Raw genomic sequence first — 24,698 nt, forward strand, 5'->3', positions numbered from 1 at the left:
GCGTCACCCGGTGAAGATCGTCTTGGCCTGGTCGGCCATGCCCTTGAGGATCGAGTCGAGGTCGTCGGGGTTCTGGATGAACGCGTTGAGCCCGTTGGTCGCCGCGTCGCTGGCGAAGCGCGGGTCGGTGTCCCGGTCGAGGAACTGCGTGATGTGCGCGGCTTCCTTGATCACCTGCGCCGACTTCTTCTGCAACGCGTTGTAGCCGGTCGTCTCGGCCTTGTTCGACGCGGCGACCTGGCTCGGGTCGGCCTTGACGTAGGCGAGCTGCGCGGCGGGCGTGGACAGGTACTCCAGCAGCTTGCGCGCGCCCTCGGGGTTGGCGGGCTTGCGGGACATCATGAAGCCGTCGATCGGCGCCTCCACGGTGTCCTGGCCGTGCTCGGGGTTGATCTCCGGGTAGGGGAAGAAGTCCAGGTCGTCCACCTCGGCGCCCTTGAACTGCTGCGCCACGAACGAGCCGAGCAGGTACATGCCCGCCTTGCCCTGCTGCAACGCCTGCGCGGCCTCCTGCCACTCCCGGCCCAGGGCGTTCTCCTGGTGGAACGGCAGCAGCCGCTTCCAGGTGTCGAACACCTCCCGCACCTTCGGCCCCTGCCAGTCCTCCTTGCCCGCCATGAGGTCGACGTGGAACTGGTAGCCGTTGAGCCGGAAGTTCAGCTGGTCGAACGTGCCCATGCCGGGCCACCCCTGCTTCTGCGCGAACGCGATCGGCACCAGCCCGTCCGCCTGCATCCTCGTGGACAGCGCGACGAGCTCGTCCAGCGTCTTCGGCTGCTCGTACCCGCGCTGCTGCCAGACGCTCTTGCGGTAGAACACGCCCCACGGGTACTGGATGAACGGGATCAGGTACTGCTTGCCGTCCGAGGCCGTGGACGCCTCCTTCAACGCGGGCTCGTAGCCGGCGGAGACCTTCGACCACACCTCGCTCAGGTCGCCGGTCAGGCCCTTCTCGGCGAAGAACCGCATCCGGTAGCCCGCGAACCACGCCAGCACGTCGTCCGGCTTGCCCTGCAGGTAGTTGTTGATCTGCTCCTGGTACTGCTCGTGCTGCTTGGTGTTGATCGCGACCTTGAGGCCCGACTCGCCCTCGAACGCCTTGAGCACGGCGGTGATCGCGTCCTTCGGCACCTGGTCGGACTGGTTGTTGCCGAACGACACGGTGTCGGTGGCGGCGGCCCCGCCGTCGGAGCCGCACGCGGCCAGGCCGGGCACGGCCGCGACGCCCGCGCCCGCGACGATCGCCCTCAACAGCGCGCGGCGGCCCAGCAGGGGGTGGGTGCTGGCGGAGAACCTCGTCATCGTCGCTCCTCCGGGTGACACTCAGCGGAAGCCAAGTGAACAAAGAGTCAACAAGAGGCCTCACAATGTGGGCTGCGCCACACGGAATGTCAAGCTATCCGACGGTTCTTGTTGGACTGTGTTGACGTTTTCGCCGCAAATCGACCACTCTTGTGCCATGACGACTTGGCCCACCCGCGTGCGAGGCCTGGCCTGGGGCGCCGACTACAACCCCGAGCAGTGGCCGGAGGACGTCTGGGACGACGACGTCGAGCTGATGCGCCGGGCCGGGGTCAACCTGGTGAGCGTGGCGATCTTCTCCTGGGCGCTGCTGGAAGTGGAAGAGGGCCGCTACGAGTTCGGCTGGTTGGACCGCGTGCTCGACCGTTTGCACGCGGGCGGCATCCGGGTCGACCTGGCCACCGCGACCGCCGCGCCGCCGCCGTGGCTGACCACCGCGCACCCCGAGATGCTGCCGGAGACCGCCGAGGGCGTCCGGCTCGTGCACGGCTCGCGCCAGTCCTACTGCCCGAGCTCGCCGGTCTACCGGACCAAGGCCGTGGCGCTGGCCCGCGCGCTGGCCGAGCGCTACCGCGACCACCCGGCGCTGTCCGCGTGGCACGTCAACAACGAGTACGGCTGCCACGTCCCGCGCTGCTACTGCGACCGGTGCGCGGTGGCGTTCCGCGCCTGGCTGCGCGCCCGCCACGGGACGCTCGACGTGCTGAACGAGGCGTGGGGCACGGCGTTCTGGAGCCAGCGCTACACGTCGTGGGACCAGGTCCTGCCGCCGCGGGCCACGCCGGCGCTGCACAACCCGGGCCAGCTGCTCGACTTCGACCGGTTCTCCTCCGACGCGCTGCTCGAGCTGTACAAGGCCGAGCGGGACGTGCTGCGCGAGGTCACCCCGGACGTGCCGGTGACCACGAACTTCATGGCCGCCGCGTTCTCCGGGCTCGACTACTGGAAGTGGGCCGCCGAGGTCGACTTCGTCTCCAACGACCACTACACGTTCGGCGAGGACCCCGACCGGCACGTCCACCTGGCGTACTCCGCCGACCTGGTGCGCGGCCTCGCGGGCAGGCGGCCCTGGCTGCTGATGGAGCACTCCACGTCGGCGGTGAACTGGCAGCCGCGCAACATCGCCAAGCTGCCCGGCGAGCTGCGCCGCAACTCCTACGCGCACCTGGCCCGCGGCGCGGACGGCACGCTGTTCTTCCAGTGGCGGCAGTCGCGGGCGGGCGCGGAGCGCTACCACTCGGCGATGGTGCCGCACGCGGGGCCGGACACGAAGGTGTTCCGCGAGGTCGAGCAGGTCGGGGCCGAGTACCAGCGGATCGCCGAGGTCGTCGGCTCCACGGTGGACGCGCCGGTCGCCGTCGTCTTCGACTGGGAGTCGTGGTGGGCGCTCGGCCAGTCCGCCCACCCGACGGAGGACTTCGCCTACCCCGAGCACGTCCTCGCGTACTACCGGGCGTTGTGGCGGGCGGGGGTGACGGTCGACTTCGTGCCGCCGGGCGCGGACCTGTCCTCCTACCGGCTGGTCGTGCTGCCGGCGCTGTACGCGGTGGACGACGCGACGCCGTACGAGGAGTACGTCGCGGCGGGCGGGCACGTGCTGGTCACGTACCTGTCGGGCGTCACCGACACGCGCGGCCACGTGCACCTGGGCGGCTACCCCGGCGCGTTCCGCGAGCTGCTCGGCGTGCGGACCGAGGAGTTCCACCCGCTGCGCGCGGGGCAGACCGCTTCGCTGGACGACGGCTCGTCGGCCGCCGTCTGGACCGAGCACCTGCACGCCCGCGGCGCGGAGGTGATCGCCTCCTACGCCGACGGCCCGCTGCCCGGCGTGCCCGCCGTGACCCGCAACGAGCGCGGCGGGGGCGTCGCCTGGTACGTGGCGTGCGGCCTGGTCGGCGACGGGCTGGAGCGGCTGGTGCGGACCGCGCTCGACCAGGCGGGCGTCCCGTCCGGGCCGGGCGGTGACGTCGAGGTGGTGCGTCGGCGCGGTGAGGTGGCCGGCTCCGCCGTATCGTGGCTGGTCGCGGTCAACCACTCCGACGGCGACGCCGAGCTGCCCGCGGTGGGTGTCGAGCTGCTGTCCGGCGCGCGTGCGTCCGGCAGCGTGGTCGTGCCCGCCGGCGGCGTGGTCGTGGTCCGGGAAGAAGAGGTGTGAGGTGCTGGCACGCCAGCGACAAGCGGTGATCCTGGAAGAGGTCCGCCGCACCGGCGCGGTGCGGGTGAGCGACCTGGTCGTCCGGCTGGGCGTCTCGGACATGACCGTGCGCCGCGACCTGGACGTGCTGGCCGCCCGCGGCCTGGTGGAGAAGGTGTACGGCGGCGCCACGTCCGTGGTCGGCCGCAGCACCGACGAGCCCGGTTTCGAGGCCAAGTCGGTGCGCCAGCTGCCGGAGAAGGAGGCCATCGCCGCGTTCGCTGCGGGCCTCGTGCGCCCCGGCACCGCGATCGGCCTGTCGGCGGGCACCACGACGTGGACGCTGGCGCGGTTCCTGGACGACATCCCGGACCTGACCGTGGTGACGAACTCGATCCGGATCGCCGACGTGCTGCAGCAGAGCGGGCGCACCGACCGCACGGTGGTGCTCACCGGCGGGGTGCGCACGCCGTCGGACGCGCTGGTCGGGCCGGTGGCCGTGCAGGCGCTGCGGTCGCTGCACCTGGACGTGGTGTTCCTCGGCGTGCACGGCATGGCCGAGCGCTCCGGCTTCACCACGCCCAACCTGAACGAGAGCGAGACCGACCGCGCGCTGGTCGACGCGGCCGGGCGGGTCGTCGTGGTCGCCGACCACACCAAGTGGGGCACCGTCGGCATCTCCACCATCGCCGCGCTGGACGAGGCGGACGTGCTGGTGACCGACGAGGGATTGGCCGAGCCCGCGCGGACGGTGCTCGGCGATCAGGTCGGCGAACTGGTCCTGGCGCACGTGCCGGGCCGCGGAGAGGAACTGGCGTGAGGCGCACGGCGGGGAAGCTTGCCGATGGTCGCGAGATCATCTACTTCGACGACACCCCGGACGCGCCGCCGCGCGACGCGGTCGACACCCGCGACCTGCCGCGCGCGCAGCCGCTGTCGGAGGTGCGGCGCGACCCGTTGGCCGGCGAGTGGGTGGCGATGGCCGCGCACCGGCAGACCCGCACGTACAAGCCGCCGGCCGACCTGTGCCCGCTGTGCCCGTCGACGCCCGGCAAGCCGACCGAGGTGCCCGAGTCGTCCTACGACGTGGTGGTGTTCGAGAACCGGTTCCCGTCGTTCGCGCAGGGCGTGCCGGAGCTGCCGTCCACTGTGGACGGGATGCCGATGGTGGCGCGGGCGGCCGGGCGCGGCCGGTGCGAGGTCATGTGCTTCACGTCCGACCACGACACTTCGTTCGGCTCGCTGCCCGCCTCGCGGGTGCGCACGGTGGTGGACGCGTGGGCGGACCGCACGGCGGCGTTGAACGCGACCCCGGGCGTCGAGCAGGTCTTCCCGTTCGAGAACCGGGGCGAAGAGATCGGCGTGACGCTGTCGCACCCGCACGGCCAGATCTACGGCTACCCCTTCGTGACCCCGAAGACGGAACGGATGCTCGCCGTCGCGGCGGACTACCAGGCGTCACACGGTCGTCCACTGATGGGTGACATCCTGGCGGCTGAACGTGCGGCCGGGACCCGGGTTATCGCCGAAAGTGAGCACTGGACGGCGTTCGTGCCCGCCGCGGCCCGGTGGCCGGTCGAGGTGCACCTGGTCCCGCACCGCCAGGCGCCGGACCTGCCCGCGCTGACGGACGCCGAGCGGGACGACTTCGCGGGGCTCTACCTGACCGTGCTGCACCGCCTGGACGCCCTCTACGACCGCCCGCTGCCCTACATCGCGGCGTGGCACCAGGCGCCCGTGCGCACCGGCCGTGACCTGGCCTGGCTGCACCTGGAGGTGTTCTCGGTGCTGCGTGCGGCGGACAAGCTGAAGTACCTGGCCGGCTCCGAGTCGGGCATGGGCGTGTGGGTGAACGACGCCACGCCGGAGCAGATCGCCGAGAGGCTGCGCGGCTGAACCACGGCCCGGAAACCCGCACCGACTCACAAGGGATGCCCAGTTTCGTTTAAGGCTGCTCTCAGGCGGGCACCGCAGAGTGGTGGACATGACCGAAGACGAGCAGCCGAAGCAGCCACCGCAGTCTCAGCCGGCTCAGCCGCGGAGCCCGTGGGCGCGCGGGGGCGCCGGGCTCGGTCATGAGGACGCCGGCTCCCAGCAGCAGGGTGCTGGTCGGCCGGACAGCGACGACACCGGTGCCGTGCAGGGCGGCACCGGTGCGTCGTCGGAGTCCACCGGCGCGGGAGGTGCCTGGCAGGGAGCCTCGGCGCGGCCGGAGGACGTGACCGACGGGCCGGCGGTAGGGGCCGACCCGTCGGCGGCGGGGTCGGCCGGTGTTCCGCGGGGGAACACCGGCCACCCGGCCGACCTGTACCCGGACAGCGTGACGACGACCGCTGCCGCCTCGAACCCCGGCTCGCCGGCCGCTCCGCACGCGAGCGCCGCCGAGCCCGTGCCCGGGTCGCCGGACGCGTGGTCGCGTCCCGGTCGCCCGGATGACTTCGGCTCGCCGGCCGCCTCGCAGGGTGCCGCCGGCCAGTCGGGAACCGGTCAGGCCGGCGCTGTGCAGGGCGGCGCCGGCCCGACCGGAGCAGGTGTGGTCGGTGCTGTGCAGGGCGGCGCCGGCCATCCCGGAACCGGTGGTCCCGGCGCCGTGCAGGGCGGCGCCGGGCTGCCGGGATCCGGGCCGGAGGCCTGGCACGCGGGCTTCCACCGCCCGGAGCACGCGGGTCCGCACGGCGCTCCGCAGACCGGCGCCCCGGAACACCCGGGCTCGCCGGCCCACTCCCCTTCGGGGTCGGCGCAGCCCGGCGTGTCGGGCCCCTACTACGCGCCGCCCGGGTCGGTCGGCGCCGCACCGCGCCCGCCGCGGGGCCGCGGCAAGGTCGTGGCGGGCGTCGCCGCGCTCGTGCTCGCCGTCGGCGGCGTCGCGGGCGGTGTCGGCGGGTACGTCGGCTTCCAGGCCGCCGAGCAGTCCAGGCCCGTGACCAATGCGCTCAACCAGGCCCCGCCCGCCCAGCAGAGCACCGACGCCCCGGACGGCTCGATCGAGCAGGTGGCGCAGAAGGTGCTGCCGACCGTGGTGCAGGTGCAGGTCAACGGCGGCGCCGGGTCCGGCTTCACGCTCAGCTCCGACGGCTTGGTGCTGACCAACAACCACGTGGTCGAGAGCGCCGCGAACGGCGGGCCCATCGCGGTCCAGCTCCAGGACGGCCGCTCGTTCGACGCGAAGATCGTCGGCCGCGACCCGACGTCCGACCTGGCCGTGCTGAAGATGGAGGACGTCTCCGGCCTGCCCACGGCCGAGCTCGGCAACTCCGGCGACCTGCGGATCGGCCAGGACGTCGTGGCCGTCGGCTCGCCGTTCGACCTCAACGGCACGGTCACCTCCGGCATCGTCAGCTCGCTGAACCGCCCGGTGCGCGCCGGCGGCCAGCAGGGCGGCGTGGACACCGTGCTCAACGCCATCCAGACCGACGCCGCGATCAACCCCGGCAACTCGGGCGGCCCGCTGGTGAACATGCGCGGCCAGGTCGTCGGCATCAACTCGGCCATCTACAGCCCGAACTCCAGCCAGTCCGCGCAGGGCGGCTCGGTCGGCATCGGCTTCGCCATCCCGATCGACCAGGCCCGCCGCACGGCCAAGGAGCTGTCGGAGACCGGCAAGGCCACCCAGACCGTGCTCGGCGTCCAGGTGGGCGACTCGCCGCGGGGCGGCGCGGTGGTCCGCGACGTGACCGCCGGCGGCGCGGCCGAGGCGGCGGGCATCAAGTCCGGCGACGTGATCACCAAGTTCGGCGACCGGCCCATCGAGGCCTCCGACTCCCTGGTCGCGGCCGTCCGGTCCCGCGCGCCGGGCGAGAAGGTGCAGCTCACCATCGGCGAGGACCGCACCGTCGAGGTCACGCTCGGCAGCCAGCCCGTCGAGGTCCGCTAGCACCCGCGAGCCACCGGCTCCCGTGCCCCGAGCCGGTTGTGGAGGCCGCATGCCGACCCGGGTGACCGCCCCTCACCTGTCGGCGTGCGGCCTCTTGTGCCGTCGCACCAGGGTGACCGCGAGGACGCCCAGCCAGCTCACCCCGACCGCCACCAGCAGCCCGACCGAATAGTTCCGGTCGACCAGCCCGGGGTTGGGCCCGCCCGCGAACGGCCGCCAGAGCAGCGGCACGGCGAGCAGCACGAGCACGCCGGTGAACGTGCCGCCGACCACCACGGCCGCCCGCCACGGCTGCGGCGCCCACCGGGCGACCAGCAGGCCGAAGCCGGCGAAGAGCGGCGCGAGCAGCGCGTCGTGCACGATCGGGCCCGCGACGAACCACAGCGCCAGGTCCACCGAGACCAGCGGCAGCACGAGGACCGCGCCCCACAGGGCCAGGACGACACCCACCGCGCCGATCACCCACCTCATCGCAGGACCTCCAGCCGGGTGACCCACTTGGTCTGCGTCACGCCCGGTCGGCTCGGTGCGATCAGCCGGCACGGGTAGCCGTGGTCCAGGGGCAGGGTCTCGCCGTTCAGCCGCAGCGCGAGCAGCGTCACCGGGTCGCGGGCGTGGGCGGCGGGCAGGGTGCTCGCGCGGTAGAGGCCGTCGCGTTCCAGCGACTCCACCCGGACGTCACCGGCTTCGAGGCCCGCCAGCGCCAGCAGGTCGCGCACGGGCACGCCGGTCCACCGCGCCGACGCGCTCCAGCCCTCGACGCACGCGATCGGCAGCTCGGCCGTGGTCTGCGGCAGGGCTTCGAGCTCCCGGCGGGAGAACCGGCGTTCGCCGACGGTCAGCCGCCAGTCGTCGTCCACCGCGGGCACGCCGGCGGCGGTGGCGGTGCGGTTGACGGGCAGTGCGGCCGACCGCGTGCCGAGGACGGAGGCGGTCCGCAGCCACGGCACCGTGCTGCCCGCCGTGGCCAGCACCGCGACCGCCGCCGCGCCGCCCGTGGTGAGCAGGAACCCGCGTCGGCTGAGCGCGCCTCGGCGGACCTCCTCGGCGGGCGTGCGCAGGAGCGGCAGCTTGACCGCGACGTGCACCAGCAGCGCGCCGACCGCGATCCAGGCCACGGCGTGGTGCGCAGTCGGGAAGAAGAACTGCCACGGGTAGTTCTGCGCGGCGTTGAACAGGCCGGTGACCAGCTCGAAGAACGACGCGCCGAGCAGCACGAAGATCGAACCGCGTTCCAGGGCGTGGGGCAGCGACTTCACCACCGGCCGTTCGAACAGCTTCGGGTAGACCGTCCACAGCTTCGCCAGGAGCAGCGGGATCGCGGCCACGCCCGAGGTGACGTGCACGCCCTGCGTGAACCGGTAGAGCCAGACCGGGCGGGTGGGCCAGGCGAACCACCCGGGCGGGTGCTGGAGGTAGTGGCTGAGCAGGCCGGTGACGAAGCACAGGCCGAACGCGATGCCCAGCCACAGGCCGATCCGGGTGGCGGTGTGGGGGCTGGAGGTGCGCTTCACGGCCGCACCAACTCGGCGAACCAGCGCCCGTCGCGCTCGACCACCCACCGCGGCTCCAGGCCCGCCCATGCGGCGGTCGGCACGACGGCCCGCGCGTCGACCCGCGCCCAGTCGAACCACGTGCCACCGGCGACCCGCGCGCGTTCACGGCGCAGCCCGCAGCCGGGCGGCTCGACCTCGACCAGCGCGGTGCCGTGCCGGCGCAGGAGTTGGCGGGCGCGGCGGAGGAGCGCGACGGGGTCGCCGCCGATGCCGATGTTGCCGTCGGCGAGCAGCACGTGCGCCCACCGGCCCGCGCCGGGCAGCCGGCCGAACAGGTCGCGGTGCAGCGCGGGTCCGCCTCTCGCCCGGGTGAGGGCGACGGCGAGCGGCGAGTGGTCCACGCCCAACGCCACCACCCCGCGCCGGACGAGCGCGGCCACCATCCGCCCGGGGCCGCAGCCGAGGTCGACGGTCGGCCCGTGGCAGGCGTCGAGGAGGACGTGGTCGGCCCCGTCGGCGTCCTCGTGCCACCGGTCGACCGGCAGGGGCACCTGATCGCCGCCGGCCAGCTCGAGCCGGCACTCCGCACCGTTGAGGCCGACGTCGAACGCGGTCATCGCGGCGCTCCGCACACCTGACGCGACCTCCGGCGGTCGTGTGGTTCCGCGGCGAGCGGGGTTGTGCGGCATTGCGTATCGGGGTGCGTTTCTGCGGTGGTCATTGCAGTGCTCCCGAAGTCCGGCACGAAGTCGGACGTGCGTGGTGGGTTGCGTGTCGAGATGGGTACTGGCGGTGGTTATTGCAATGCTGCGTAAGTCTTGGGGCGCAGGCGGGTGCGAGTGTCGTGGTGAGCGGGTCCGGGCGGTGTTGCGGATCAGGGCGGGCGGTGGCGGTGGTCATCGCAGGGCTCCCAGGTGTGCGAGAGCGGCGGCGAAGCGGGTCGTCGGCACGGCGGCGGCGACGTCACGAGCGGTGGCCATGTCGTCCACATCGGACAGCACGGGCAGCAGGTCGATGTCCCGGCCGGCGCCGCCCAAGGCCCGCAGCGTCAACGCGCCCGTGTCCGACCGGGACATCGGCACGGAACGGAGGTTCGCGGCCACCGTCGGGTCGTCCAGCCCGAGCGCCCACCAACCGCCGTCGGCCGCCGGACCCAGCACCGCACCCCGCGCGGCCAGCCGGTCGACCGACTCGGCCAGCAGCACCGGCGTGAGCTGAGGCGTGTCCATGCCGATCTGGAACACCGGCAGGCCGTGCGCCCGGTACGCGTCGGCGTGCGCGTTGGCCAACCGGTCGGCGAACGACCCGCCCCGCTGCGGCAGCACGGTGCACCGCCGCAGCACCGCCCGGATCTCGGCCGACCGCCGGGCGTCGCCGAGCGACCCGGTCACCGCCACCACCGGCCGCACGCCCGGCGTGCCGAGCACGGCGTCGAGCGTGTCCAGCAGCGCGGCGGCGGCGATGTCGGCCGCCTCCTCCGGCGTCGCGGGAGGGCAGAGACGGGTCTTCGCCAGGCCCGGCACCGGCGCCTTGGCCACCACCAGCAGGCTCGCGGAGTACGTCATCAGCGCACGCCCTCCTGCTCGACGCCCCGCTGGACCACCGCCGCCATGTCGCGCACCGCCCGCACGGTCCCGCGCACCGAGCCGGACACCTTCGACTTCGTGCCCGCCGCCCGCGGCCCGTACCGCACGTCCCGCTCGACCACCCGCCACCCGGCCGCCGCCGCACGCAGCAGCAGCTCCAACGGGTAGCCGAACGCCCGGTCCTCGACGCCCAGCTCCAGCAGGTCCCGCCGGCGGAACGCGCGCATCGGCGCGATGTCCCGCACCGCCAACCCCTTGCGCCGCAGCAACCCGGCCAGCACCGCGTTGCCCGCCCGCGCGTGCCACGGCCAACTACCCGCTCCCGGCACCCGCCGCCCCACGGCCAGCTCCGCCCGCCCGAGCAACGCCACCAGCTCCGGCAGCTGGCCCGGGTCGAGAGAGCCGTCCGCGTCGAGCACGCACACCACTTCGGAGCGCGCGCGCTCGATCCCCGTGTGCACGGCCGCGCCGTACCCGGGCCGCGGCTCGTGCACCACCTCCGCGCCCAACGAGCGGGCGATCTCGGGTGAGCCGTCACGCGATCCGTTGTCCACCACCAATGGCCGGTAGCCGGCGGGCATGGCCCGCAGCACGCCCGGCAACGCCGCCGCCTCGTCCAGGCAGGGGAGCACCACGTCGATTTCGTCCACGCACCACAGCATGGGCCGTCGTGGGCGACCGAAAACCGTTGTGGCGCTTACCGAATCATGACGTGTGCGCCAGTTCTTACGGACCGCTGACGGATCCCGCCACGGGGCCTCCACCGGGCCTCCGCCGGCCTTACCGTGGGCGTGTGCTCCGTGTCCTGGCCGCCGCGGCCCTGGTCGCCTCGGCCGTCGTGGCCGGCGCGATCCTGCCCGATGACCGCGTCCACGCCCCCGCCCCGCCGCTGTTCGCCGAGTGGCTGCCGCACGTCGGCATCGGCACGCCGCTCGCCGTGCTGGTGGCGTTGGCGGTCGTGGTCTGGGGTCCGACGCTGGCCGGGCGGCTGTCGTGGCGCCTCGCGCTCGGCGCGGGTTACGCGACCGCCGTGGCGTGGACGTTCTCGCTGGCCCTGGTGGACGGCTGGGCACGCGGTTTCACCGGCCGGCTGACCACGGAGCACGAGTACCTGGACGAAGTCCCGGGCGTGACGGACGTGGGCGCGATGCTGCGCGAGTTCTCCTCCCGCATCCTGGACTACCAGCCCGACTCGTGGGCCACGCACGTCTCCGCGCACCCGCCGGGCGCGTTCCTGGTGTTCATCGGGCTGGACCGGGTCGGGCTGTCCGGCGGCGCGTGGGCCTCGGCGTTCGTGGTGCTGGTCGGCGCGCTGACGGCGGTCGCGGTGCCGGTGACGGTGCGCGCGTTCGTCTCCGAGGAGCACGCGCGGGCCGTGCTGCCGTTCGTGGCGCTGTTCCCCGGCGCGGTGTGGATGGGCGTGTCGGCGGACGGGCTGTTCGCGGGCGTCACGGCGTGCGGCATCGCGTTGCTGGCGACCCGGCGGGCGTTGGCCGGCGGGGTGGTGCTGGGCTTCGGCGTGTTCCTGTCGTACGGGCTGGTGCTGCTCGGTGTGCTGGCCCTGGTCGTGCTGTTGCTCCATCCTTCGGGGCGCGACTGGCGGCGGATCGGCGTGGCCGTGCTGGGCGCGTCGGCCGTGGTGGTGGTGTTCGCGGCGCTGGGGTTCTGGTGGCTGGACGGCTACCACCTGGTCGTCGAGCGGTACTACCAGGGCATCGCGACACCCCGCGCCTACGGTTACTGGGTGTGGGCCGACCTGGCCGCCGCCGCGTTCGCCTGCGGTTTGGCGCCGTTCGCGGCCCGGTGGCGCGGCAGCACCACAATGGCCAGGGGCGCCGTCACACTGGCGGCAGCGGCGGCGGTGGCGATCCTGGCCGCCGACCTGTCCGGCTTGAGCAAGGCCGAGGTGGAACGGATCTGGCTGCCGTTCACCGTGTGGCTGGTCGTGCTCGTGCCGGACCGGCGGCGGCTGTGGCTGGCGGCGCAAGCGGTGACCGCGCTCGCGGTCAACCACCTCCTGTTGACCAACTGGTGAGGCGCGGACATGGGTGAGACGACCGGGCGGGTGCTCGTCGTGGACGACGACGTGACCGTGCGCGACGTGGTGCGCCGGTACCTGGAGCTGGCAGGCCACGAGGTCGAGCTGGTCGGTGACGGTGAGAGCGCGCTGCGCCGGTTCGCCGAACGCGAGCCGGACCTGGTGGTGCTGGACCTGATGCTGCCGGGCGTCGACGGGCTGGAGGTGTGCCGCCGGCTGCGGCTGCGCAGCGCCGTGCCGGTGGTGATGCTGACCGCGTTGGGCGAGGAGGAGGACCGGATCGCCGGGCTCCAGCTCGGCGCGGACGACTACGTGACCAAGCCGTTCAGCCCGCGCGAGCTGGCGTTGCGGGTCACGTCGGTGCTGCGCCGGTCGCGGGTCGCGGCGGCGCGGACGGCGTCGGTGCTGAGCGACGGCGGGCTGCGGGTGGACGTCGGCGCGCGGTCGGCGTGGCTGGACGGGCGTGAGCTGTCGCTGACCACGCGCGAGTTCGACCTGCTGGTGTTCTTCCTGACCCACCGGGGCACCGCGTTCAACCGCGGCGAGCTGCTCTCGCGGGTGTGGGGCTGGGAGTTCGGCGACCAGTCCACCGTGACCGTCCACGTGCGACGGTTGCGGGAGAAGGTGGAGGTCGACTCGGCCCGGCCGGTGCGGATCGCCACCGTGTGGGGCGTGGGCTACCGGTACGACGGCGGTGCGTGATGCTGATCGAGATCTACCACATCCTCCCGTACGCGGTGCTGTTCTCGCTGCCGCTGGCGCTGCTCGGCGCGGTGCTGCTGCGGCGGTTGCAGAACGGGTCGCTGGCCACGGCGCTGACCGTGCTGGCGATCGTGCCGGTGGTGGCGACCATCGGCGGCGTGCTGGCGGTGAGCGGGTTCATGTTCACCCCGATCCTCACCACGACCGTGCTGGTGTGCCTGCTGGTGGCGTTGGTGACGGTGCCGACGGCCGTGCTGCTGGGTCGGGCGCTGGCGCGGCGCAGCGTGTGGGAGAGCGAGGCGCGGGAGCGGGAGCGCGCGGCCGAGGCGTCCCGGCGCGAGCTGGTGGCGTGGATCAGCCACGACCTGCGCACGCCGTTGGCCGGGATCCGGGCGATGGCCGAGGCGCTGGCCGACGGCGTGGTGTCGCGGCGGGACGAGGTCGCCGGGTACGCGGGGCGGATCTCGGCCGAGGCGGAGGCGTTGTCCGGGATGGTGGACGACCTGTTCGAGCTGTCCCGCATCACGGCGGGCGCGCTGCGGCTGACGTTGTCCGAGGTGCCGCTGGCCGACGTGGTCAGCGAGGTGGTGGCGGCGGAGAGCCCGGTGGCCTCGCGCAAGGGCGTGCGGCTGCGCGCGGACGCGGCGACGTGGCCGGTGGTGCTGGGCAGCGACCCCGAGCTGGCCCGGGTGGTGCGCAACCTGCTGTCCAACGCGATCCGCCACACCCCGCCGGACGGCACGGTGGCCGTGCGGGTGGACGTGGACGGGCCGTCGGCGCTGCTGCGCGTGGACGACGGCTGCGGCGGCATCCCGGAGGCGGACCTGCCCAGGGTGTTCGACGTGGCGTTCCGCGGCGCGCCGCACCGGCAGCCCGTCGGCGGCGGGCTGGGGCTCGCGATCGCGCGCGGCCTGGTGGAGGCGCACCAGGGCACGATCGACGCCCGCAACCACGGTCGCGGCTGCCGGTTCGAGGTGCGGTTGCCGCTCAGCGCAGGCGGTCCGTTGCGAACTGCTTGACCCCGGCGGCGAAGGTCGTTGCGGCGTCGAAGCCGAGGAGCTCGCGGGCCCGGGCGGGGTCGGCGACGACGTGCCGGACGTCCGCCGGGCGCGCGCCGCCGACGATGCGCGGCCGCGGACCGCCGCACGCCTCGGCCAGGTGGGTGGCGAGGTCGCCGACGGTGTGCGGCTCGCCGGAGCAGATGTTGAGCGGGGTGAGCGTGCCGGGCTCGCCCGGTCGGCTCAGGGCCAGGGCGTTGGCCCGCGCCACGTCCGTGACGTGCACGAAATCGCGGCGTTGGCGGCCGTCTTCGAGGACGGTGGGCGCCTCGCCGCGTTCGAGCGCGCTGCGGAACAGGCTCGCCACGCCCGCGTACGGGGTGTCCTTGGGCATCATCGGGCCGTACACGTTGTGGTAGCGCAGCGCCCACACCGAGCCGCCCGTCTGCCGTGCCCACGCCGCCGCGTAGTGCTCCTGGGCGAGCTTGCTGGCGGCGTAGGTGCTGCGGGGGTCCAGCGGGGCGTCCTCGGGGACCAGGCGTGGCTCCAGGGGGCTGCCGCAGTGCGGGCACGGCGGCTCGTAGCGGCCCTGGTCGAGGTCGGCCTGGCGGCGTGGCGCGGCCCGGACGACGCCGTGCTCGGCGCACTCGTAGCGGCCCTCGCCGTACACGACCATCGACGACGCCAGGACCAGGTGCTCCACGCCCCGCTCGTGCATCGCGGCGAGCAGCACGGCGGTGCCGAGGTCGTTGTTGCGGGCGTACAGCGGCGCGTCGGACGGGTCGAGGCCGTGGCCGACGACGGCGGCCTGGTGGCAGACCGCGTTCACCCCGTCGAGCAGTTTTTTCACCGTGTCGAGATCGGTGACGTCCTGGGCCGTCGGTGGGCGGTCGCGGTGGGCCTGGGGCAGGTAGGCGTCGAGCACGACGACGTCGTGGTCCTGGGCGGTCAGGTGGTCGGCGATGTGTGAGCCGATGAACCCGGCCCCGCCGGTGAGGAGAACGCGCACGTCACCGAAGTTAGGGGTCCTCCGGCGGGAGCGGGCGGTGCGACAGCGTGACGTCACGGAACCGTCAGATCCTCCGATTGGCTACGGTGGCGCTCATGGAACGCAGCGCGCAGCGACTGGGACGCGCCCTTGTCGTGATCGTGGACGACCGGGTGGCGCACGGTGAGCACGACGACAGCACAGGACCGCTGGTCACCGAGTTGCTGGAGGAAGCAGGGTTCATCGTCGACGGGACGGTCGCGGTGGAGGGTGAGGTCGTGGGCATCCGCGCCGCACTGAACACCGCGGTGATCGGCGGTGTCGACCTGGTCGTCACCGTCGGCGGCACAGGTGTGTCGCCGCGCGACGTGACGCCGGACGCCACGCAGGGCGTGCTCGACCGGCCGATCAGCGGCATCGCCGAGGCGCTCCGGGCTTCGGGGCTGGCGGCGGGAGCCGTCGACGCGGGCATCTCGCGAGGGCTGGTCGGCGTGTCCGGCAGCACCCTCGTGGTGAACCTGGCCGGGTCGCGGTCGGCGGTGCGCGACGGCATGGCGACGTTGTCGGCGCTCGTGCCGTACGTGATCGAGCAGCTCTCGGGGTTGGACGAGGCATGACCGAGCCGGCTGACGACGCCGACGCCGCTGCCGCCGCCGCTTCGGCCGCGGCGGAGGCGGCGCGGCGTCGTCGGCTGGCCGAGGTGTTCGGCGACGTGCTGCCGGAGGGCTCGTCGGACGAACCACGACCGACCGGGCGTGACGACCGGTGGTACGAGGAGAACCGGCCACCTCACCACGGCGGGTAGTGCTCTTCACCGGACCGCGGCTGACCGGGCGCCGCCAAGGCACGCCCGGTCACTTCCGCATCACTCGACCAACCGCTTCCACCGCCGGCGGCTTCACTGCCGGCGGCTTCACTGCCGGCCGCTGCACCGCGAGCCGCTTCCGACCCGCCGATCGCTCTCGACCGGCCGTTCTCGACCGGCCGTTCTCGACCGCCGGCCCTTTCACCTCCGGCCGATCCCGGTCCGGCGCCGCGGCACGGGTCGCGCCGAGTCCCGTCACCAGTGAACCCTGGCGCGGTCGGTGCCGGCACGAGGACCGTCGGGCCGTCCACTCGCGCTGTCCGATCGGGCCGTCCGTTCGCGACGTTCACCTGTCCATCGTGACCGTCGCGGCTGTCCTGTCCGTCGTGTCGGTCAGTCCTGGCGCTGGCGCTGCGAGGCGAGGAGGTCGCGGATCTCCTTGAGCAGCTCGACGTCGGTCGGCTCCGCCGGGCCGGGCTCCTGACCGCGCTTGCGCCGCTCCTTCAGCTTGGTCATCGGCAGCACGAAGATGAAGTAGACGATCGCGGCCACGATCAGGAAGTTGATCACCGCGGTGATGATCGCGCCGAAGTCGATGATCGTCTTGTCGCTCTTGCCCAGCTGCACGGCCAGGCCGTTGACGTTGTTGCCGCCGAACAACGCGATGAGCGGGTTGATCAGGTTCGTGGTGAACGCGGTGACGATCGCGGTGAACGCGGCGCCGATGACCACCGCCACGGCGAGGTCGATCACGTTGCCGCGCATGAGGAAGTCCTTGAAGCCCTTGATCACGGTTGGCTCCTCCGTTCGGGGGTATGGGTGGGGTCAGCGGAGGGTAACGGGTCAGGGCCTGGTCGGTGACGCTCCGGGTACGTGTGTCGCGGGGAGTCCGAGCCGTTCGAACGTCGAGGGCCCGAACGTGGTGATCTCCGCGATCCGGTCGTCCTCGACGCGCAGGACGTCCAACTTGAACGCCCGGAACACCGTGTCGCCGTGTCGGCGCAGGTAGCTGGCAGCGGTCGGCATCCGGTTGGCCCAGGTCGGCACGAGCAGCCAGTCGCCTTCCCGGTCGGGGCCCAGCGCGCGGCGCATCAGCGTCGCGACCCGGTCGAGGCCGTCGAAGCACAGCGGCGCGGGTGGCATGGTGACCCGCAGGTCCTCGGCGGCGATCGCCACCGCCGCCTCCGCGTCACACCGCTGGTGGGCGTCGATGAACCGGCTCAGCAACTCGCGTTCCCGGGGGTTCGGCTCGCGGGCCGTCCAGTCGTTGCGGTGCGACGGCAGGTGCTCCCGCATCGTGGCACGGGCGCGCTGGAGGGCGCTGTTGGCGGCGGCCACGCTGATGTCGAGCAGCCCGGCCGTCTCCTGCGCCGTCATGCCCAACACCTCCCGCGCGAGCAACGCCGCCCGCTGCCGTGCGGGGAGGAGTTGGAGGGCGGCCAGGAAGGCGAGTTCGACGGTCTCCCTGGCGACCGCGACCACGTCCGGCTCGTCGTCGGACGGCGCCACCTGGTCCAGCAGGCGGTCCGGGTAGGGCGTGAGCCAGCTGATCTCCGGCTGGGTCCGGGGCGTGCGAGCCTTGGCCCGGATCAGGTCGACGCACGTGTTGGTGGCGATCTTGTACAGCCAGGCGCGGACGTTGCCGCCGTCGAAGGTGTCCCACGCCCGCCAGGCGCGCAGGAACACCTCCTGCACGGCGTCCTCGGCTTCTTCGTAGGAGGCGAGCATCCGGTAGCAGTGGACGTGCAACTCGCGGCGGTGCTGCCGGGTGGCCTGCTCGAACATCAGCGGACGGACTTCCCGACCTGCTGGACGGCCCAGGTGTTGCCGTCGGGGTCGTCGAAGAAGATGAAGGAGTTGTAGTCGCCGCCGGCCGGGTCCGGTCCGGGCACCATCGTGCCGTTCTCGAAGTGCTGCGGCCCGGAGTTCACCACGCCGTTCGCTTCGAGGTGCGCGTGTGCCTCCTGGATGTCGGAGACGATCAGCTGGCAGCCCTTGAGCGAGCCGGGCGCGCCGCTGTCGCCGAGGCCCTTGCCGAAGACGATCGAGCACGCCGAGCCGGGCGGGGTCACCTGGATGACGCGGAAGGCGTCGCCGGAGCGGTGGTCGGTGTCGAGCGTGAAGCCCAACGTGTCGGTGTAGAAGGTCTTCGCGCGCTCGACATCGGACACGGGGACGATGACGACTTCCAGCTTCCAGTCCACAGTGCTCTCCTCGGTAACGGGGCCGAACCCCACCCTGCAATCCATGTACCGGGTGGAACGACAGGCGCGCCGAAAACTCATCGGTCCCGCGATGAAAACTTCGTCCTCCCAGCTCACCCACCCTCCAACCCCGCCCACCCCACCCGCCGACGGCCCACCTTCCTGCTGGCCGCGCCACCACAGCGGACGCGCCGCGACCGCTGGTCAGGACGGAGCAGGTCAGTGAGCGGCAACGCAGGTTCTGAGAGCTGGCGGTTGTCGAAGCGGCAGGCGGGGGGCCTGGCCGGTCGGAAAGTGGCCAGCGACGGGTGGGCCGGTGCGTCGGAGAGTCGTGTGGGCAGCTGGCAGCCAGCGGTTGGCAGCCAGCGGTTGGCGGCGGGCCGTAGGCGCGCGGTGGTCGGAGGGCTGAGGCGGCGTGGGCAGTGGGTTGATGAGTGCGCGGCGGTTAGCGGCCCAGTGGCCGATTGGCGGGCCAGTAGCCGGTGGCAGGGTGGTTGGCGTGGGCAGGGTGGTCGGGCGTGCGCGGCGTTCGGTGGGTGCGCGGGGAGCGCGGTGCCGGCCGTGGGTGGTGCGGGTGGTGACCGTGGTGTGAGTGCTGGTGGGTGAGTAGCGGATGGGATGTGGTCGGTTAGCGCAGGATCACGGCGACTGGGCCGGCCAGGGTTTCGGCGGCCAGGCGGTGGGCGGCGGGGCGGTCGGCGGAGAGGACGACTACCTCGCCCTCCCGCACGGCGACGACCGAGGCGTCTGTGGCCAGCACGTCCGACTCCGGGCCGACGACGTCCACCCGGCTCCCCGGCCGCAGCAGCCCGACCACGCCGGCGTCGGCCAGGCGCACGGCCACCGACGACACACCCGGGTCGGCCGTCGTCAGGCGGGCGTCGGTCAGCGGTTCGCCGGAACGGGCCGCGCTCACCAGGCTGCGGCCTAAAGCGTTGCCCGGCGAGAGCGCGCCGGCTGGCGACAAGGACGGTGGGACGGCGACCACGCGCACGTCCTCCGCACCGAGCGGCACGCCGGGGGCAAGATCGCGCGCCGCCACCAGGACGTCGACCGTCGAGCCGTCCGGCAGCACGGCCACACCCACGGCTACCAGGGCCAACAGGCCCGCCAGGATCCTTCTGAGGTGGAGGAGCATGGTTGCGACGGTAGGGGCGGAACAGGGCTCAGGACAGCGTCGACCCCCGAGCTGTGGACAACTCGGGGGCCTGTGGACAACTCAGGCTCAGGACGCGGCGGCGGCCGAAGCGGAAGTCGTCGAAGAGGAAGACGAAGCAGAAGAAGACTCCGACTTGGCGGCTGCCGGAGCCGGCGTGGCCGCGGGAGCGGCGGAAGAAGACGAACGGCTGTCGGTCCGGTAGAAGCCGCTGCCCTTGAACACGACGCCGACCGCGCCGTAGAGCTTCCGCAGCCTGCCGGAGCACTGGGGGCACTCGGTCAACGCGGAGTCCGAGAAGGACTGCACCGCGTCGAACCGGTGGTCGCACTCGGTGCAGGCGTACTGGTAGGTCGGCACGGTGAGCCCTCCACGAGTCCGGGTTGGCACTCCTCCGTCACGAGTGCCAACACCGATGATGCGCCACCCGGCATATGTGGCGCAAACATCACAGGTCAACGTCACAGGCCAAAGCCGGATCGCGACGCCACAGGCCAAGGCCGGGTCACGCCGACGGCAGCCGGACCAGGCCCCGCCCCGGCGTGAGCACCGCGTCCACCCGCACGTCGTGCGGCTCCACCGGCAACGACGGCACGAACTCCTCGTCCCGCACCACCGCCACCACCGGCCCCGCGGCCGACCCCAACGCCCGGTCGTAGTACCCACCACCCTTGCCCAACCGCACCCCGGAGTGATCCACCGCCAACGCCGGCACCAGCACCAACGCCGCCGACCCCACCGCCTCCGCGCCCAGCAACGGCCCCTCCGGCTCCCGCAACCCGAACGCGCCCACCCGCAACCGCCCGTCGTACACCGCCCAGTCCAACCCGTCCCCGACCACCACCGGCAGCAACACCCGCACCCCGTGCGACCGCAACGCCTCCACCATCGCCAACGACCCCGGCTCCGCCGCCGAAGCGACATAAGCGCACACGGTCCCACCAGCGGAAACACCGAAAGCGGCGACGGCGGACAGCACCTCGTCCACCATCTCGGGCATCACCGCGCCACGCCGCCCGGCTCGCAGCCGTGTGCGCAGAGTCGCCTTCCGATCACGTTCACGGGACGTCATGGCAGGTCACCCTAAGCGCGCCGTTACGCTCGCAGGCCATGAGCGCCTTCCAGACAGCAATCGTGCCGGCGGCAGGCCTGGGCACGCGCTTCCTCCCCACCACCAAAGCGGTGCCCAAGGAGTTGCTGCCGGTCGTCGACACCCCTGGCATCGAACTCGTCGCCACCGAGGCCGCCGAAGCCGGCGCGACGAAGCTCGTCATCGTGACCTCCCCCGGCAAGGACGCCGTCGCGGAGTACTTCCGCCCGCAGCCCGAGCTGGAGGCGACGCTCGAGGAACGCGGCAAGACCGACCTGCTCGCCAAGGTCCGCCGCGCGTCGAACCTGCTCGCCGTCGAGACCGCGATCCAGGACAAGGCGCTCGGCCTCGGCCACGCGGTCGCCTGCGCGGAGGGCAACCTGACCGGCGCGGACGAAGCCGTCGCCGTCCTGCTGCCGGACGACCTCGTGCTGCCCACGGGCGCGCTGAGGAAGATGGCCGCGGTCCGCGAGAAGCTCGGCGGCAGCGTGCTGTGCGCGTTCGACATCCCCAAGGAGCAGATCTCCGCCTACGGCGTCTTCGACGTCAAGGACACCGGTGACGACGACGTCAAGCGGGTCGTCGGCATGGTCGAGAAGCCCAAGGCCGAGGACGCGCCGTCCACGTTCGCGGCGGCCGGCCGCTACCTGCTCGACCGGGCGATCTTCGACGCCCTCAAGCGCATCACGCCCGGCGCGGGCGGCGAGCTCCAGCTCACCGACGCCATCGCGCTGCTGATCAACGAAGGCCACCCGGTGCACGTCGTCGTCCACCGCGGCGGGCGACACGACCTGGGCAATCCGGGAGGATTCCTCAAAGCTGCGGTTGACTTCGCACTGGAGCACCCCGACTACGGGCCCGAGCTGGGGGAGTGGTTGCGGGCACGCCTCGCCAACTCCTAAAACGAGGTCAACTTATGAGGTCAGTGGACGAGCAGCTCGCCAGGGTGGTCGCCGCCGCCGTGCGGCCCGCCCCCGTGCGGGTGGCGATCTCCGAGTCGCAGGGGCTGCTCTGCGCCGAGGAGGTCGTCGCCGAGCGCGCGTTGCCCGGTTTCGACCAGGCGGCGGTCGACGGCTACGCCGTGCGCAGCGTCGACGTGCAGGCCGCCAACGAGGAACCGGTCACGCTCCCGGTGGTCGGCGAGATCCCCGCCGGGTCCCGCCAGCCCAGACGGCTGCAACCCGGCCAGGCGGTCCGGGTCGCGACCGGCGCGCCGCTGCCGACCCTGGCCGACGCCGTCGTGCCCGTCGGCTACACCGACGGGCACGCGGCGAAGGTCACCGTGCGCCGCTCGGTGCCGTCCGCGGCGTTCGTGCGGCGCACCGGCGAGGACGTGCAGACCGGTGACGTCGCGGTGCGCCGAGGCGCGTCCATCGGCGCCGCCCAGGTCGGCCTGCTCGCCGCGGTCGGCCGCAACAAGGTGCTCGTCCACCCCCGGCCGCGGGTGTCGGTGATCTCGATCGGCGAGGAGCTGGTCGACGTCGACCGCACCCCCGGCCAGGGCCAGGTCTACGACGTCAACTCCTACGCGCTGGCCGCCGCCGCGCGGGACGCGGGCGCCGAGGTCAGCCGGGTCGGCATCCAGTCGTCCGACCCGCGTCGGATGCGCGAGGTCGTCGAGGGCAGGTTGCTGCTGTCGGAGATCGTGGTCGTCGCGGGTGGCGTCGGGGGCGTCATCGGCGACGAGGTGCGCGCCGCGCTGGCCGACCTCGGCGACGTGGACGTGACCCGGGTGGCCATGCACCCCGGTTCGGTGCAGGGCTTCGGCCGGCTCGGACCGGACGCGGTGCCGACGTTCCTGCTGCCCGCGAACCCGATGAGCGCCCTGGTCGTTTTCGAAGTGCTGGTGCGTCCGCTGATCCGGGCCGCGCTGGGCAAGCGCAACCCGTACCGGCGGGCGGTCAGCGCGCGGCTGCTGTCGCCGCTGACGTCCACGAAGGGCCGGCGCGGCTACCTGCGCGGCCAGCTGCTGCGCGACGCGGACAACGGCGAGTACCTGGTGCAGCCGCTGGGTACCTCCGGGTCGCACCTGCTGGCGTCGTTGGCCGAGGCGAACTGCCTGATCATGGTCGACGAGGACGTCACGGACGTGGCGGTCGGCGAAGAGGTCGTGGTCAGCTTCCTCGCCCAGCGGGGATGAGACCCCCGACGGGCCCGAGACACGGTGGGGATGGATGAGTTTCGCGGGTGACGGCGGTCGGCACCCCGGCTGGCCCGCGCGGCTCGGGCCGCTGAGGGTCCCCGCGGGCCTGGTGGAGCTGCGCCCGCCGAAGCTCTTCGACGCCTCGGCGTGGTCGCGGGCCAGGCTCCGCGACCGGGCGTACCTGGAGGACTGGGAACCCACCGCGGCCGAGGGGTGGCACGAGCGCAACGCGCCGCTGGCGTGGCCGCCGCAGTGGTCGTCGCTGAAGTCGCTGGCCCGGCGCGGCCAGGCGCTGCCGTTCGTGATCACCGTGGACGGCGTGCTGGCCGGGCAGATCACCGTGGGCAACATCGTGCGCGGCTCGTTGCGCTCGGCGTGGGTCGGCTACTGGGTGGCGGCCGACCGGGCGCGCGGCGGCGTGGCCACGGCGGCGCTGGCGCTCGTGGTCGACCACTGCTTCGGCGAGGGCGGCCTGCACCGGCTGGAGGCGACCGTCCGGCCGGAGAACCGGGCGAGCCTCCGGGTGCTCGCCAAGGCGGGCTTCCGGGAGGAGGGCCTGTTCCTGCGGTACCTCGACGTGGCGGGCGACTGGCGTGACCACCTGTGCTTCGCGATGACCGCCGAGGAGGCGTCGCCCGAGGGTCTCGTACGCCGGTTGGTCGCACAGGGATACGCCCGAACTGCCTGATCTGCAGGCCATGCGGCTTATTCGGATCACCCGAAAGTGGGTGATACACCACACTTTGGTACGTACGCCGGTCGGCGTGCCTCCGACACAGGTGTGACTGTTGTGACTAGCGTGGCAAGTGCACCACCGAGCGCGCCGCGGGGTAGGGGGAGGTGACGGGGATGCCGAGCTCGCTGATCGTCGTGGGACTGGTCGTGGCCTGGTTGGTCGTCCTCGTCCCGATGGTCGCGCGCAAGCGCGCCGACGCGTCGCGCGGCAGCATGGAGGAGGAGTACGACGCCATGCCCGAGGCAGACACGGACTTCGACGAGTACGACGACTACGACGAGGTCGACGCCGACTTCGTCGAGCACCGACCGTTCCGCCCGGGTCGCGGGGGCTACGACCCGGAGACGGCGGCGATCGTGGCGCAGGCCAAGTACGCCTTCCGCCGCCGCGTCGTCGGCACGCTGCTGCTGCTCGCCCTGGTCACGGGCGTCGTGGCGGGCGTGCTCTACCCGCTCGTCTGGTGGGGCCACGCCGCCGTCGACGTGACGCTGGTCTCCTACCTCGGCTACCTGCGCCGCCAGGTGCGGATCGAGGAGGAGATCCGCGCCCGCCGCCTGGCCAGGCACTCCCAGTCGCGCCGCCGCACCACCGCGCGGCAGGCCCCGGACGCCCAGCCGCACGCCGCCGCCACGCCGTCGGCCGAGGCCGAGCCGTCCCGTGACCAGCCGGGTCTGCCCCCGCAACCGAGGTTCCAGCACCAGCCCCGCCCCGGCACGGTCGTGGTGGACCTGGACGACGAGGACCCGCTGTTCGTCGAGCTGGACGGCCCCGAGGCCCTCCCGTACCGACGGGCTTCGGGCGAGTAGAGGGGGGTGGCAAAACCACCCCCCGACTACTGATATGCTTCCTCCCGCACGACAACAGAACACGGGGCTGTAGCGCAGTTGGTAGCGCGACTCGTTCGCATCGAGTAGGTCAGGGGTTCGATTCCCCTCAGCTCCACAAAAGACACAGCACACGAAGAGCGGGAACCGGTTCGCCGGTTCCCGCTCTTCTGCGTTGTGGCGGCGGAACGGCGCGGTGCGCTACGGCTGCGTTCCCGGTTCTGCCGGGGCGAAGTGGTCGATGTCGTCCAAGGCGTCCCCGGCCGTGCCGCCCATGGCGGGGTCGGTCAGCAGGGCGCGCAAGGTGGGCACCACGGTGCTCCTGGTGATCTTGCCGTGGATGCGTGCCAGGTGGCCGAGGCAGGTCGCGGCCAGCAGGCGCAGCCGGATGTCGTACTGCGGCGACAGGTGTTCGAGCAGGATCGGTTCCACCCAGTCGCCGTCGGGGTCGTCGTAGGTCAACTCCAGCAGAGCCGGGTTCGCCAGTTGCGGGTCGCCCGAGCCGATGGCGGTGAGCATCTCGGCACGCCAGGGCTCGTCGACGTCGACCGACGGGTTCATCTCGGAGTTCACGGGGGAGATTCTGCGCTCGCGGTTCGCTCATCGGCGAGTGCTATCCGGT

27 protein-coding genes and 1 tRNA gene are annotated in these 24,698 nt (G+C 72.9%); 14 read left to right on the forward strand and 14 right to left on the reverse strand.

From position 1 onward, the window contains the following. Positions 1-3: 3 nt before the first annotated feature. On the reverse strand, positions 4-1,302 hold the full coding sequence (locus tag ACZ7GX_RS29355; protein ID WP_498781289.1) for an ABC transporter substrate-binding protein: 1,299 nt from the start codon (positions 1,300-1,302) through the stop codon (positions 4-6). A gap of 157 nt (positions 1,303-1,459) precedes the next feature. On the opposite strand from ACZ7GX_RS29355, the gene ACZ7GX_RS29360 reads away from it, so the two are divergent. The 4 genes from ACZ7GX_RS29360 (at position 1,460) to ACZ7GX_RS29375 (ending at position 7,310) form a co-directional block, all read left to right on the forward strand. Further along, positions 1,460-3,457: a beta-galactosidase gene (locus tag ACZ7GX_RS29360; RefSeq protein WP_498781290.1), complete on the forward strand. Its 1,998-nt coding sequence runs from the start codon at positions 1,460-1,462 to the stop codon at positions 3,455-3,457. Between the two features lies 1 nt (position 3,458). After that, positions 3,459-4,256, forward strand: a complete 798-nt coding sequence (locus ACZ7GX_RS29365) for a DeoR/GlpR family DNA-binding transcription regulator (RefSeq protein ID WP_498781291.1) — start codon at positions 3,459-3,461, stop codon at positions 4,254-4,256. After that, positions 4,253-5,332, forward strand: coding sequence for a galactose-1-phosphate uridylyltransferase (gene galT / locus ACZ7GX_RS29370; RefSeq protein ID WP_498781292.1), 1,080 nt, complete (start codon positions 4,253-4,255; stop codon positions 5,330-5,332). The genes ACZ7GX_RS29365 and galT overlap by 4 nt, the downstream gene beginning before the upstream one ends. Before the next feature lie 88 nt (positions 5,333-5,420). Further along, positions 5,421-7,310: a S1C family serine protease gene (locus ACZ7GX_RS29375; RefSeq protein WP_498781294.1), complete on the forward strand. Its 1,890-nt coding sequence runs from the start codon at positions 5,421-5,423 to the stop codon at positions 7,308-7,310. 72 nt (positions 7,311-7,382) lie between these two features. On the opposite strand, the gene ACZ7GX_RS29380 is transcribed toward ACZ7GX_RS29375, so the two are convergent. The 5 genes from ACZ7GX_RS29380 to ACZ7GX_RS29400 all read right to left on the reverse strand — a co-directional run bounded on the left by ACZ7GX_RS29380 (position 7,383) and on the right by ACZ7GX_RS29400 (position 11,033). After that, on the reverse strand, positions 7,383-7,781 hold the full coding sequence (locus ACZ7GX_RS29380) for a hypothetical protein (protein ID WP_498781296.1): 399 nt from the start codon (positions 7,779-7,781) through the stop codon (positions 7,383-7,385). Then, complete coding sequence (locus ACZ7GX_RS29385; RefSeq protein ID WP_498781297.1) at positions 7,778-8,824, reverse strand: molybdopterin-dependent oxidoreductase; 1,047 nt, start codon at positions 8,822-8,824, stop codon at positions 7,778-7,780. The genes ACZ7GX_RS29380 and ACZ7GX_RS29385 overlap by 4 nt, the downstream gene beginning before the upstream one ends. Then, complete coding sequence (locus ACZ7GX_RS29390; protein WP_498781299.1) at positions 8,821-9,423, reverse strand: SAM-dependent methyltransferase; 603 nt, start codon at positions 9,421-9,423, stop codon at positions 8,821-8,823. Before ACZ7GX_RS29390 ends, ACZ7GX_RS29385 begins: the two co-directional genes overlap by 4 nt. A gap of 279 nt (positions 9,424-9,702) precedes the next feature. Next, the gene (locus ACZ7GX_RS29395) at positions 9,703-10,371 is read right to left on the reverse strand and encodes a TIGR04282 family arsenosugar biosynthesis glycosyltransferase (RefSeq protein WP_498781300.1); all 669 of its coding nucleotides are present in this window, start codon (positions 10,369-10,371) and stop codon (positions 9,703-9,705) included. Next, positions 10,371-11,033, reverse strand: a complete 663-nt coding sequence (locus ACZ7GX_RS29400; RefSeq protein WP_498781336.1) for a glycosyltransferase family 2 protein — start codon at positions 11,031-11,033, stop codon at positions 10,371-10,373. Before ACZ7GX_RS29400 ends, ACZ7GX_RS29395 begins: the two co-directional genes overlap by 1 nt. A gap of 95 nt (positions 11,034-11,128) precedes the next feature. Here ACZ7GX_RS29400 and ACZ7GX_RS29405 point away from each other — a divergent pair, with 95 nt between their 5' ends. From ACZ7GX_RS29405 to ACZ7GX_RS29415, 3 genes are read left to right on the forward strand one after another with little or no spacing between them, the layout of a single operon-like run. Further along, complete coding sequence (locus ACZ7GX_RS29405; RefSeq protein ID WP_498781338.1) at positions 11,129-12,427, forward strand: hypothetical protein; 1,299 nt, start codon at positions 11,129-11,131, stop codon at positions 12,425-12,427. A gap of 9 nt (positions 12,428-12,436) precedes the next feature. Then, positions 12,437-13,132 carry a response regulator transcription factor gene (locus ACZ7GX_RS29410; RefSeq protein ID WP_498781301.1) on the forward strand — a complete coding sequence of 232 codons (696 nt, stop codon included), beginning with the start codon at positions 12,437-12,439 and terminating at the stop codon, positions 13,130-13,132. Beyond that, complete coding sequence (locus ACZ7GX_RS29415) at positions 13,132-14,151, forward strand: sensor histidine kinase (RefSeq protein ID WP_498781303.1); 1,020 nt, start codon at positions 13,132-13,134, stop codon at positions 14,149-14,151. Before ACZ7GX_RS29410 ends, ACZ7GX_RS29415 begins: the two co-directional genes overlap by 1 nt. Here ACZ7GX_RS29415 and ACZ7GX_RS29420 read toward each other — a convergent pair. Further along, on the reverse strand, positions 14,120-15,139 hold the full coding sequence (locus ACZ7GX_RS29420) for an NAD-dependent epimerase/dehydratase family protein (protein WP_498781305.1): 1,020 nt from the start codon (positions 15,137-15,139) through the stop codon (positions 14,120-14,122). The genes ACZ7GX_RS29415 and ACZ7GX_RS29420 overlap by 32 nt on opposite strands. Positions 15,140-15,234: 95 nt before the next feature. On the opposite strand from ACZ7GX_RS29420, the gene ACZ7GX_RS29425 reads away from it, so the two are divergent. Both ACZ7GX_RS29425 and ACZ7GX_RS29430 read left to right on the forward strand, forming a co-directional pair. Then, positions 15,235-15,735, forward strand: coding sequence for a MogA/MoaB family molybdenum cofactor biosynthesis protein (locus tag ACZ7GX_RS29425; protein WP_123748144.1), 501 nt, complete (start codon positions 15,235-15,237; stop codon positions 15,733-15,735). Continuing rightward, a complete protein-coding gene (locus ACZ7GX_RS29430; RefSeq protein WP_230572767.1) occupies positions 15,732-15,923 on the forward strand; it encodes a hypothetical protein in 192 nt (63 codons plus the stop codon). The genes ACZ7GX_RS29425 and ACZ7GX_RS29430 overlap by 4 nt, the downstream gene beginning before the upstream one ends. A gap of 393 nt (positions 15,924-16,316) precedes the next feature. Here ACZ7GX_RS29430 and mscL read toward each other — a convergent pair whose 3' ends face one another. From mscL to ACZ7GX_RS29460, 6 genes are all read right to left on the reverse strand, one after another. Further along, entirely contained in the window at positions 16,317-16,715 is a 399-nt protein-coding gene (gene mscL / locus ACZ7GX_RS29435; protein WP_498781306.1) for a large-conductance mechanosensitive channel protein MscL, read from the reverse strand. A 51-nt stretch (positions 16,716-16,766) separates the two neighbouring features. Continuing rightward, positions 16,767-17,708 (reverse strand): RNA polymerase subunit sigma-70, encoded by a 942-nt coding sequence (locus ACZ7GX_RS29440; RefSeq protein ID WP_498781308.1) that lies wholly within the window; start codon positions 17,706-17,708, stop codon positions 16,767-16,769. Continuing rightward, the gene (locus ACZ7GX_RS29445; protein WP_498781309.1) at positions 17,708-18,127 is read right to left on the reverse strand and encodes a glyoxalase superfamily protein; all 420 of its coding nucleotides are present in this window, start codon (positions 18,125-18,127) and stop codon (positions 17,708-17,710) included. Before ACZ7GX_RS29445 ends, ACZ7GX_RS29440 begins: the two co-directional genes overlap by 1 nt. A gap of 628 nt (positions 18,128-18,755) precedes the next feature. Continuing rightward, positions 18,756-19,265 carry an SAF domain-containing protein gene (locus ACZ7GX_RS29450; RefSeq protein WP_498781310.1) on the reverse strand — a complete coding sequence of 170 codons (510 nt, stop codon included), beginning with the start codon at positions 19,263-19,265 and terminating at the stop codon, positions 18,756-18,758. A gap of 87 nt (positions 19,266-19,352) precedes the next feature. Then, entirely contained in the window at positions 19,353-19,643 is a 291-nt protein-coding gene (locus tag ACZ7GX_RS29455; RefSeq protein WP_498781312.1) for an FmdB family zinc ribbon protein, read from the reverse strand. A 145-nt stretch (positions 19,644-19,788) separates the two neighbouring features. Beyond that, complete coding sequence (locus ACZ7GX_RS29460; RefSeq protein WP_498781313.1) at positions 19,789-20,355, reverse strand: 5-formyltetrahydrofolate cyclo-ligase; 567 nt, start codon at positions 20,353-20,355, stop codon at positions 19,789-19,791. Positions 20,356-20,393: 38 nt separating this feature from the next. Here ACZ7GX_RS29460 and ACZ7GX_RS29465 point away from each other — a divergent pair, with 38 nt between their 5' ends. The 5 genes from ACZ7GX_RS29465 to ACZ7GX_RS29485 all read left to right on the forward strand — a co-directional run bounded on the left by ACZ7GX_RS29465 (position 20,394) and on the right by ACZ7GX_RS29485 (position 24,194). Beyond that, on the forward strand, positions 20,394-21,275 hold the full coding sequence (locus ACZ7GX_RS29465) for a UTP--glucose-1-phosphate uridylyltransferase (protein ID WP_498781314.1): 882 nt from the start codon (positions 20,394-20,396) through the stop codon (positions 21,273-21,275). Positions 21,276-21,289: 14 nt separating this feature from the next. Continuing rightward, complete coding sequence (gene glp / locus ACZ7GX_RS29470) at positions 21,290-22,513, forward strand: molybdotransferase-like divisome protein Glp (protein ID WP_498781315.1); 1,224 nt, start codon at positions 21,290-21,292, stop codon at positions 22,511-22,513. 34 nt (positions 22,514-22,547) lie between these two features. Next, on the forward strand, positions 22,548-23,204 hold the full coding sequence (locus ACZ7GX_RS29475; RefSeq protein WP_498781317.1) for a GNAT family N-acetyltransferase: 657 nt from the start codon (positions 22,548-22,550) through the stop codon (positions 23,202-23,204). Between the two features lie 161 nt (positions 23,205-23,365). Next, positions 23,366-24,058 carry a divisome protein SepX/GlpR gene (gene sepX, locus ACZ7GX_RS29480; RefSeq protein WP_498781318.1) on the forward strand — a complete coding sequence of 231 codons (693 nt, stop codon included), beginning with the start codon at positions 23,366-23,368 and terminating at the stop codon, positions 24,056-24,058. A gap of 63 nt (positions 24,059-24,121) precedes the next feature. Further along, positions 24,122-24,194, forward strand: a tRNA-Ala gene (locus ACZ7GX_RS29485). A gap of 83 nt (positions 24,195-24,277) precedes the next feature. Here the strand turns inward: ACZ7GX_RS29485 and ACZ7GX_RS29490 are convergent. Continuing rightward, positions 24,278-24,649, reverse strand: a complete 372-nt coding sequence (locus tag ACZ7GX_RS29490) for a hypothetical protein (RefSeq protein WP_498781319.1) — start codon at positions 24,647-24,649, stop codon at positions 24,278-24,280. Positions 24,650-24,698: the final 49 nt, after the last annotated feature.

Source organism: Actinosynnema sp. NPDC037264, assembly GCF_055603705.1.

What these genes read in the sequence shown, in the direction of transcription:
- ACZ7GX_RS29355 (WP_498781289.1), bottom strand. Translation starts at nt 1,302, where the DNA reads ATGACGAGGTTCTCCGCCAGCACCCACCCCCTGCTGGGCCGCCGCGCG.
- ACZ7GX_RS29360 (WP_498781290.1), top strand. Translation starts at nt 1,460, where the DNA reads ATGACGACTTGGCCCACCCGCGTGCGAGGCCTGGCCTGGGGCGCCGAC.
- ACZ7GX_RS29375 (WP_498781294.1), top strand. Translation starts at nt 5,421, where the DNA reads ATGACCGAAGACGAGCAGCCGAAGCAGCCACCGCAGTCTCAGCCGGCT.
- ACZ7GX_RS29380 (WP_498781296.1), bottom strand. Translation starts at nt 7,781, where the DNA reads ATGAGGTGGGTGATCGGCGCGGTGGGTGTCGTCCTGGCCCTGTGGGGC.
- ACZ7GX_RS29390 (WP_498781299.1), bottom strand. Translation starts at nt 9,423, where the DNA reads ATGACCGCGTTCGACGTCGGCCTCAACGGTGCGGAGTGCCGGCTCGAG.
- ACZ7GX_RS29395 (WP_498781300.1), bottom strand. Translation starts at nt 10,371, where the DNA reads ATGACGTACTCCGCGAGCCTGCTGGTGGTGGCCAAGGCGCCGGTGCCG.
- ACZ7GX_RS29410 (WP_498781301.1), top strand. Translation starts at nt 12,437, where the DNA reads ATGGGTGAGACGACCGGGCGGGTGCTCGTCGTGGACGACGACGTGACC.
- ACZ7GX_RS29415 (WP_498781303.1), top strand. Translation starts at nt 13,132, where the DNA reads ATGCTGATCGAGATCTACCACATCCTCCCGTACGCGGTGCTGTTCTCG.
- ACZ7GX_RS29425 (WP_123748144.1), top strand. Translation starts at nt 15,235, where the DNA reads ATGGAACGCAGCGCGCAGCGACTGGGACGCGCCCTTGTCGTGATCGTG.
- ACZ7GX_RS29430 (WP_230572767.1), top strand. Translation starts at nt 15,732, where the DNA reads ATGACCGAGCCGGCTGACGACGCCGACGCCGCTGCCGCCGCCGCTTCG.
- ACZ7GX_RS29440 (WP_498781308.1), bottom strand. Translation starts at nt 17,708, where the DNA reads ATGTTCGAGCAGGCCACCCGGCAGCACCGCCGCGAGTTGCACGTCCAC.
- ACZ7GX_RS29450 (WP_498781310.1), bottom strand. Translation starts at nt 19,265, where the DNA reads ATGCTCCTCCACCTCAGAAGGATCCTGGCGGGCCTGTTGGCCCTGGTA.
- ACZ7GX_RS29460 (WP_498781313.1), bottom strand. Translation starts at nt 20,355, where the DNA reads ATGACGTCCCGTGAACGTGATCGGAAGGCGACTCTGCGCACACGGCTG.
- ACZ7GX_RS29465 (WP_498781314.1), top strand. Translation starts at nt 20,394, where the DNA reads ATGAGCGCCTTCCAGACAGCAATCGTGCCGGCGGCAGGCCTGGGCACG.
- glp (WP_498781315.1), top strand. Translation starts at nt 21,290, where the DNA reads ATGAGGTCAGTGGACGAGCAGCTCGCCAGGGTGGTCGCCGCCGCCGTG.
- ACZ7GX_RS29475 (WP_498781317.1), top strand. Translation starts at nt 22,548, where the DNA reads ATGAGTTTCGCGGGTGACGGCGGTCGGCACCCCGGCTGGCCCGCGCGG.
- sepX (WP_498781318.1), top strand. Translation starts at nt 23,366, where the DNA reads ATGCCGAGCTCGCTGATCGTCGTGGGACTGGTCGTGGCCTGGTTGGTC.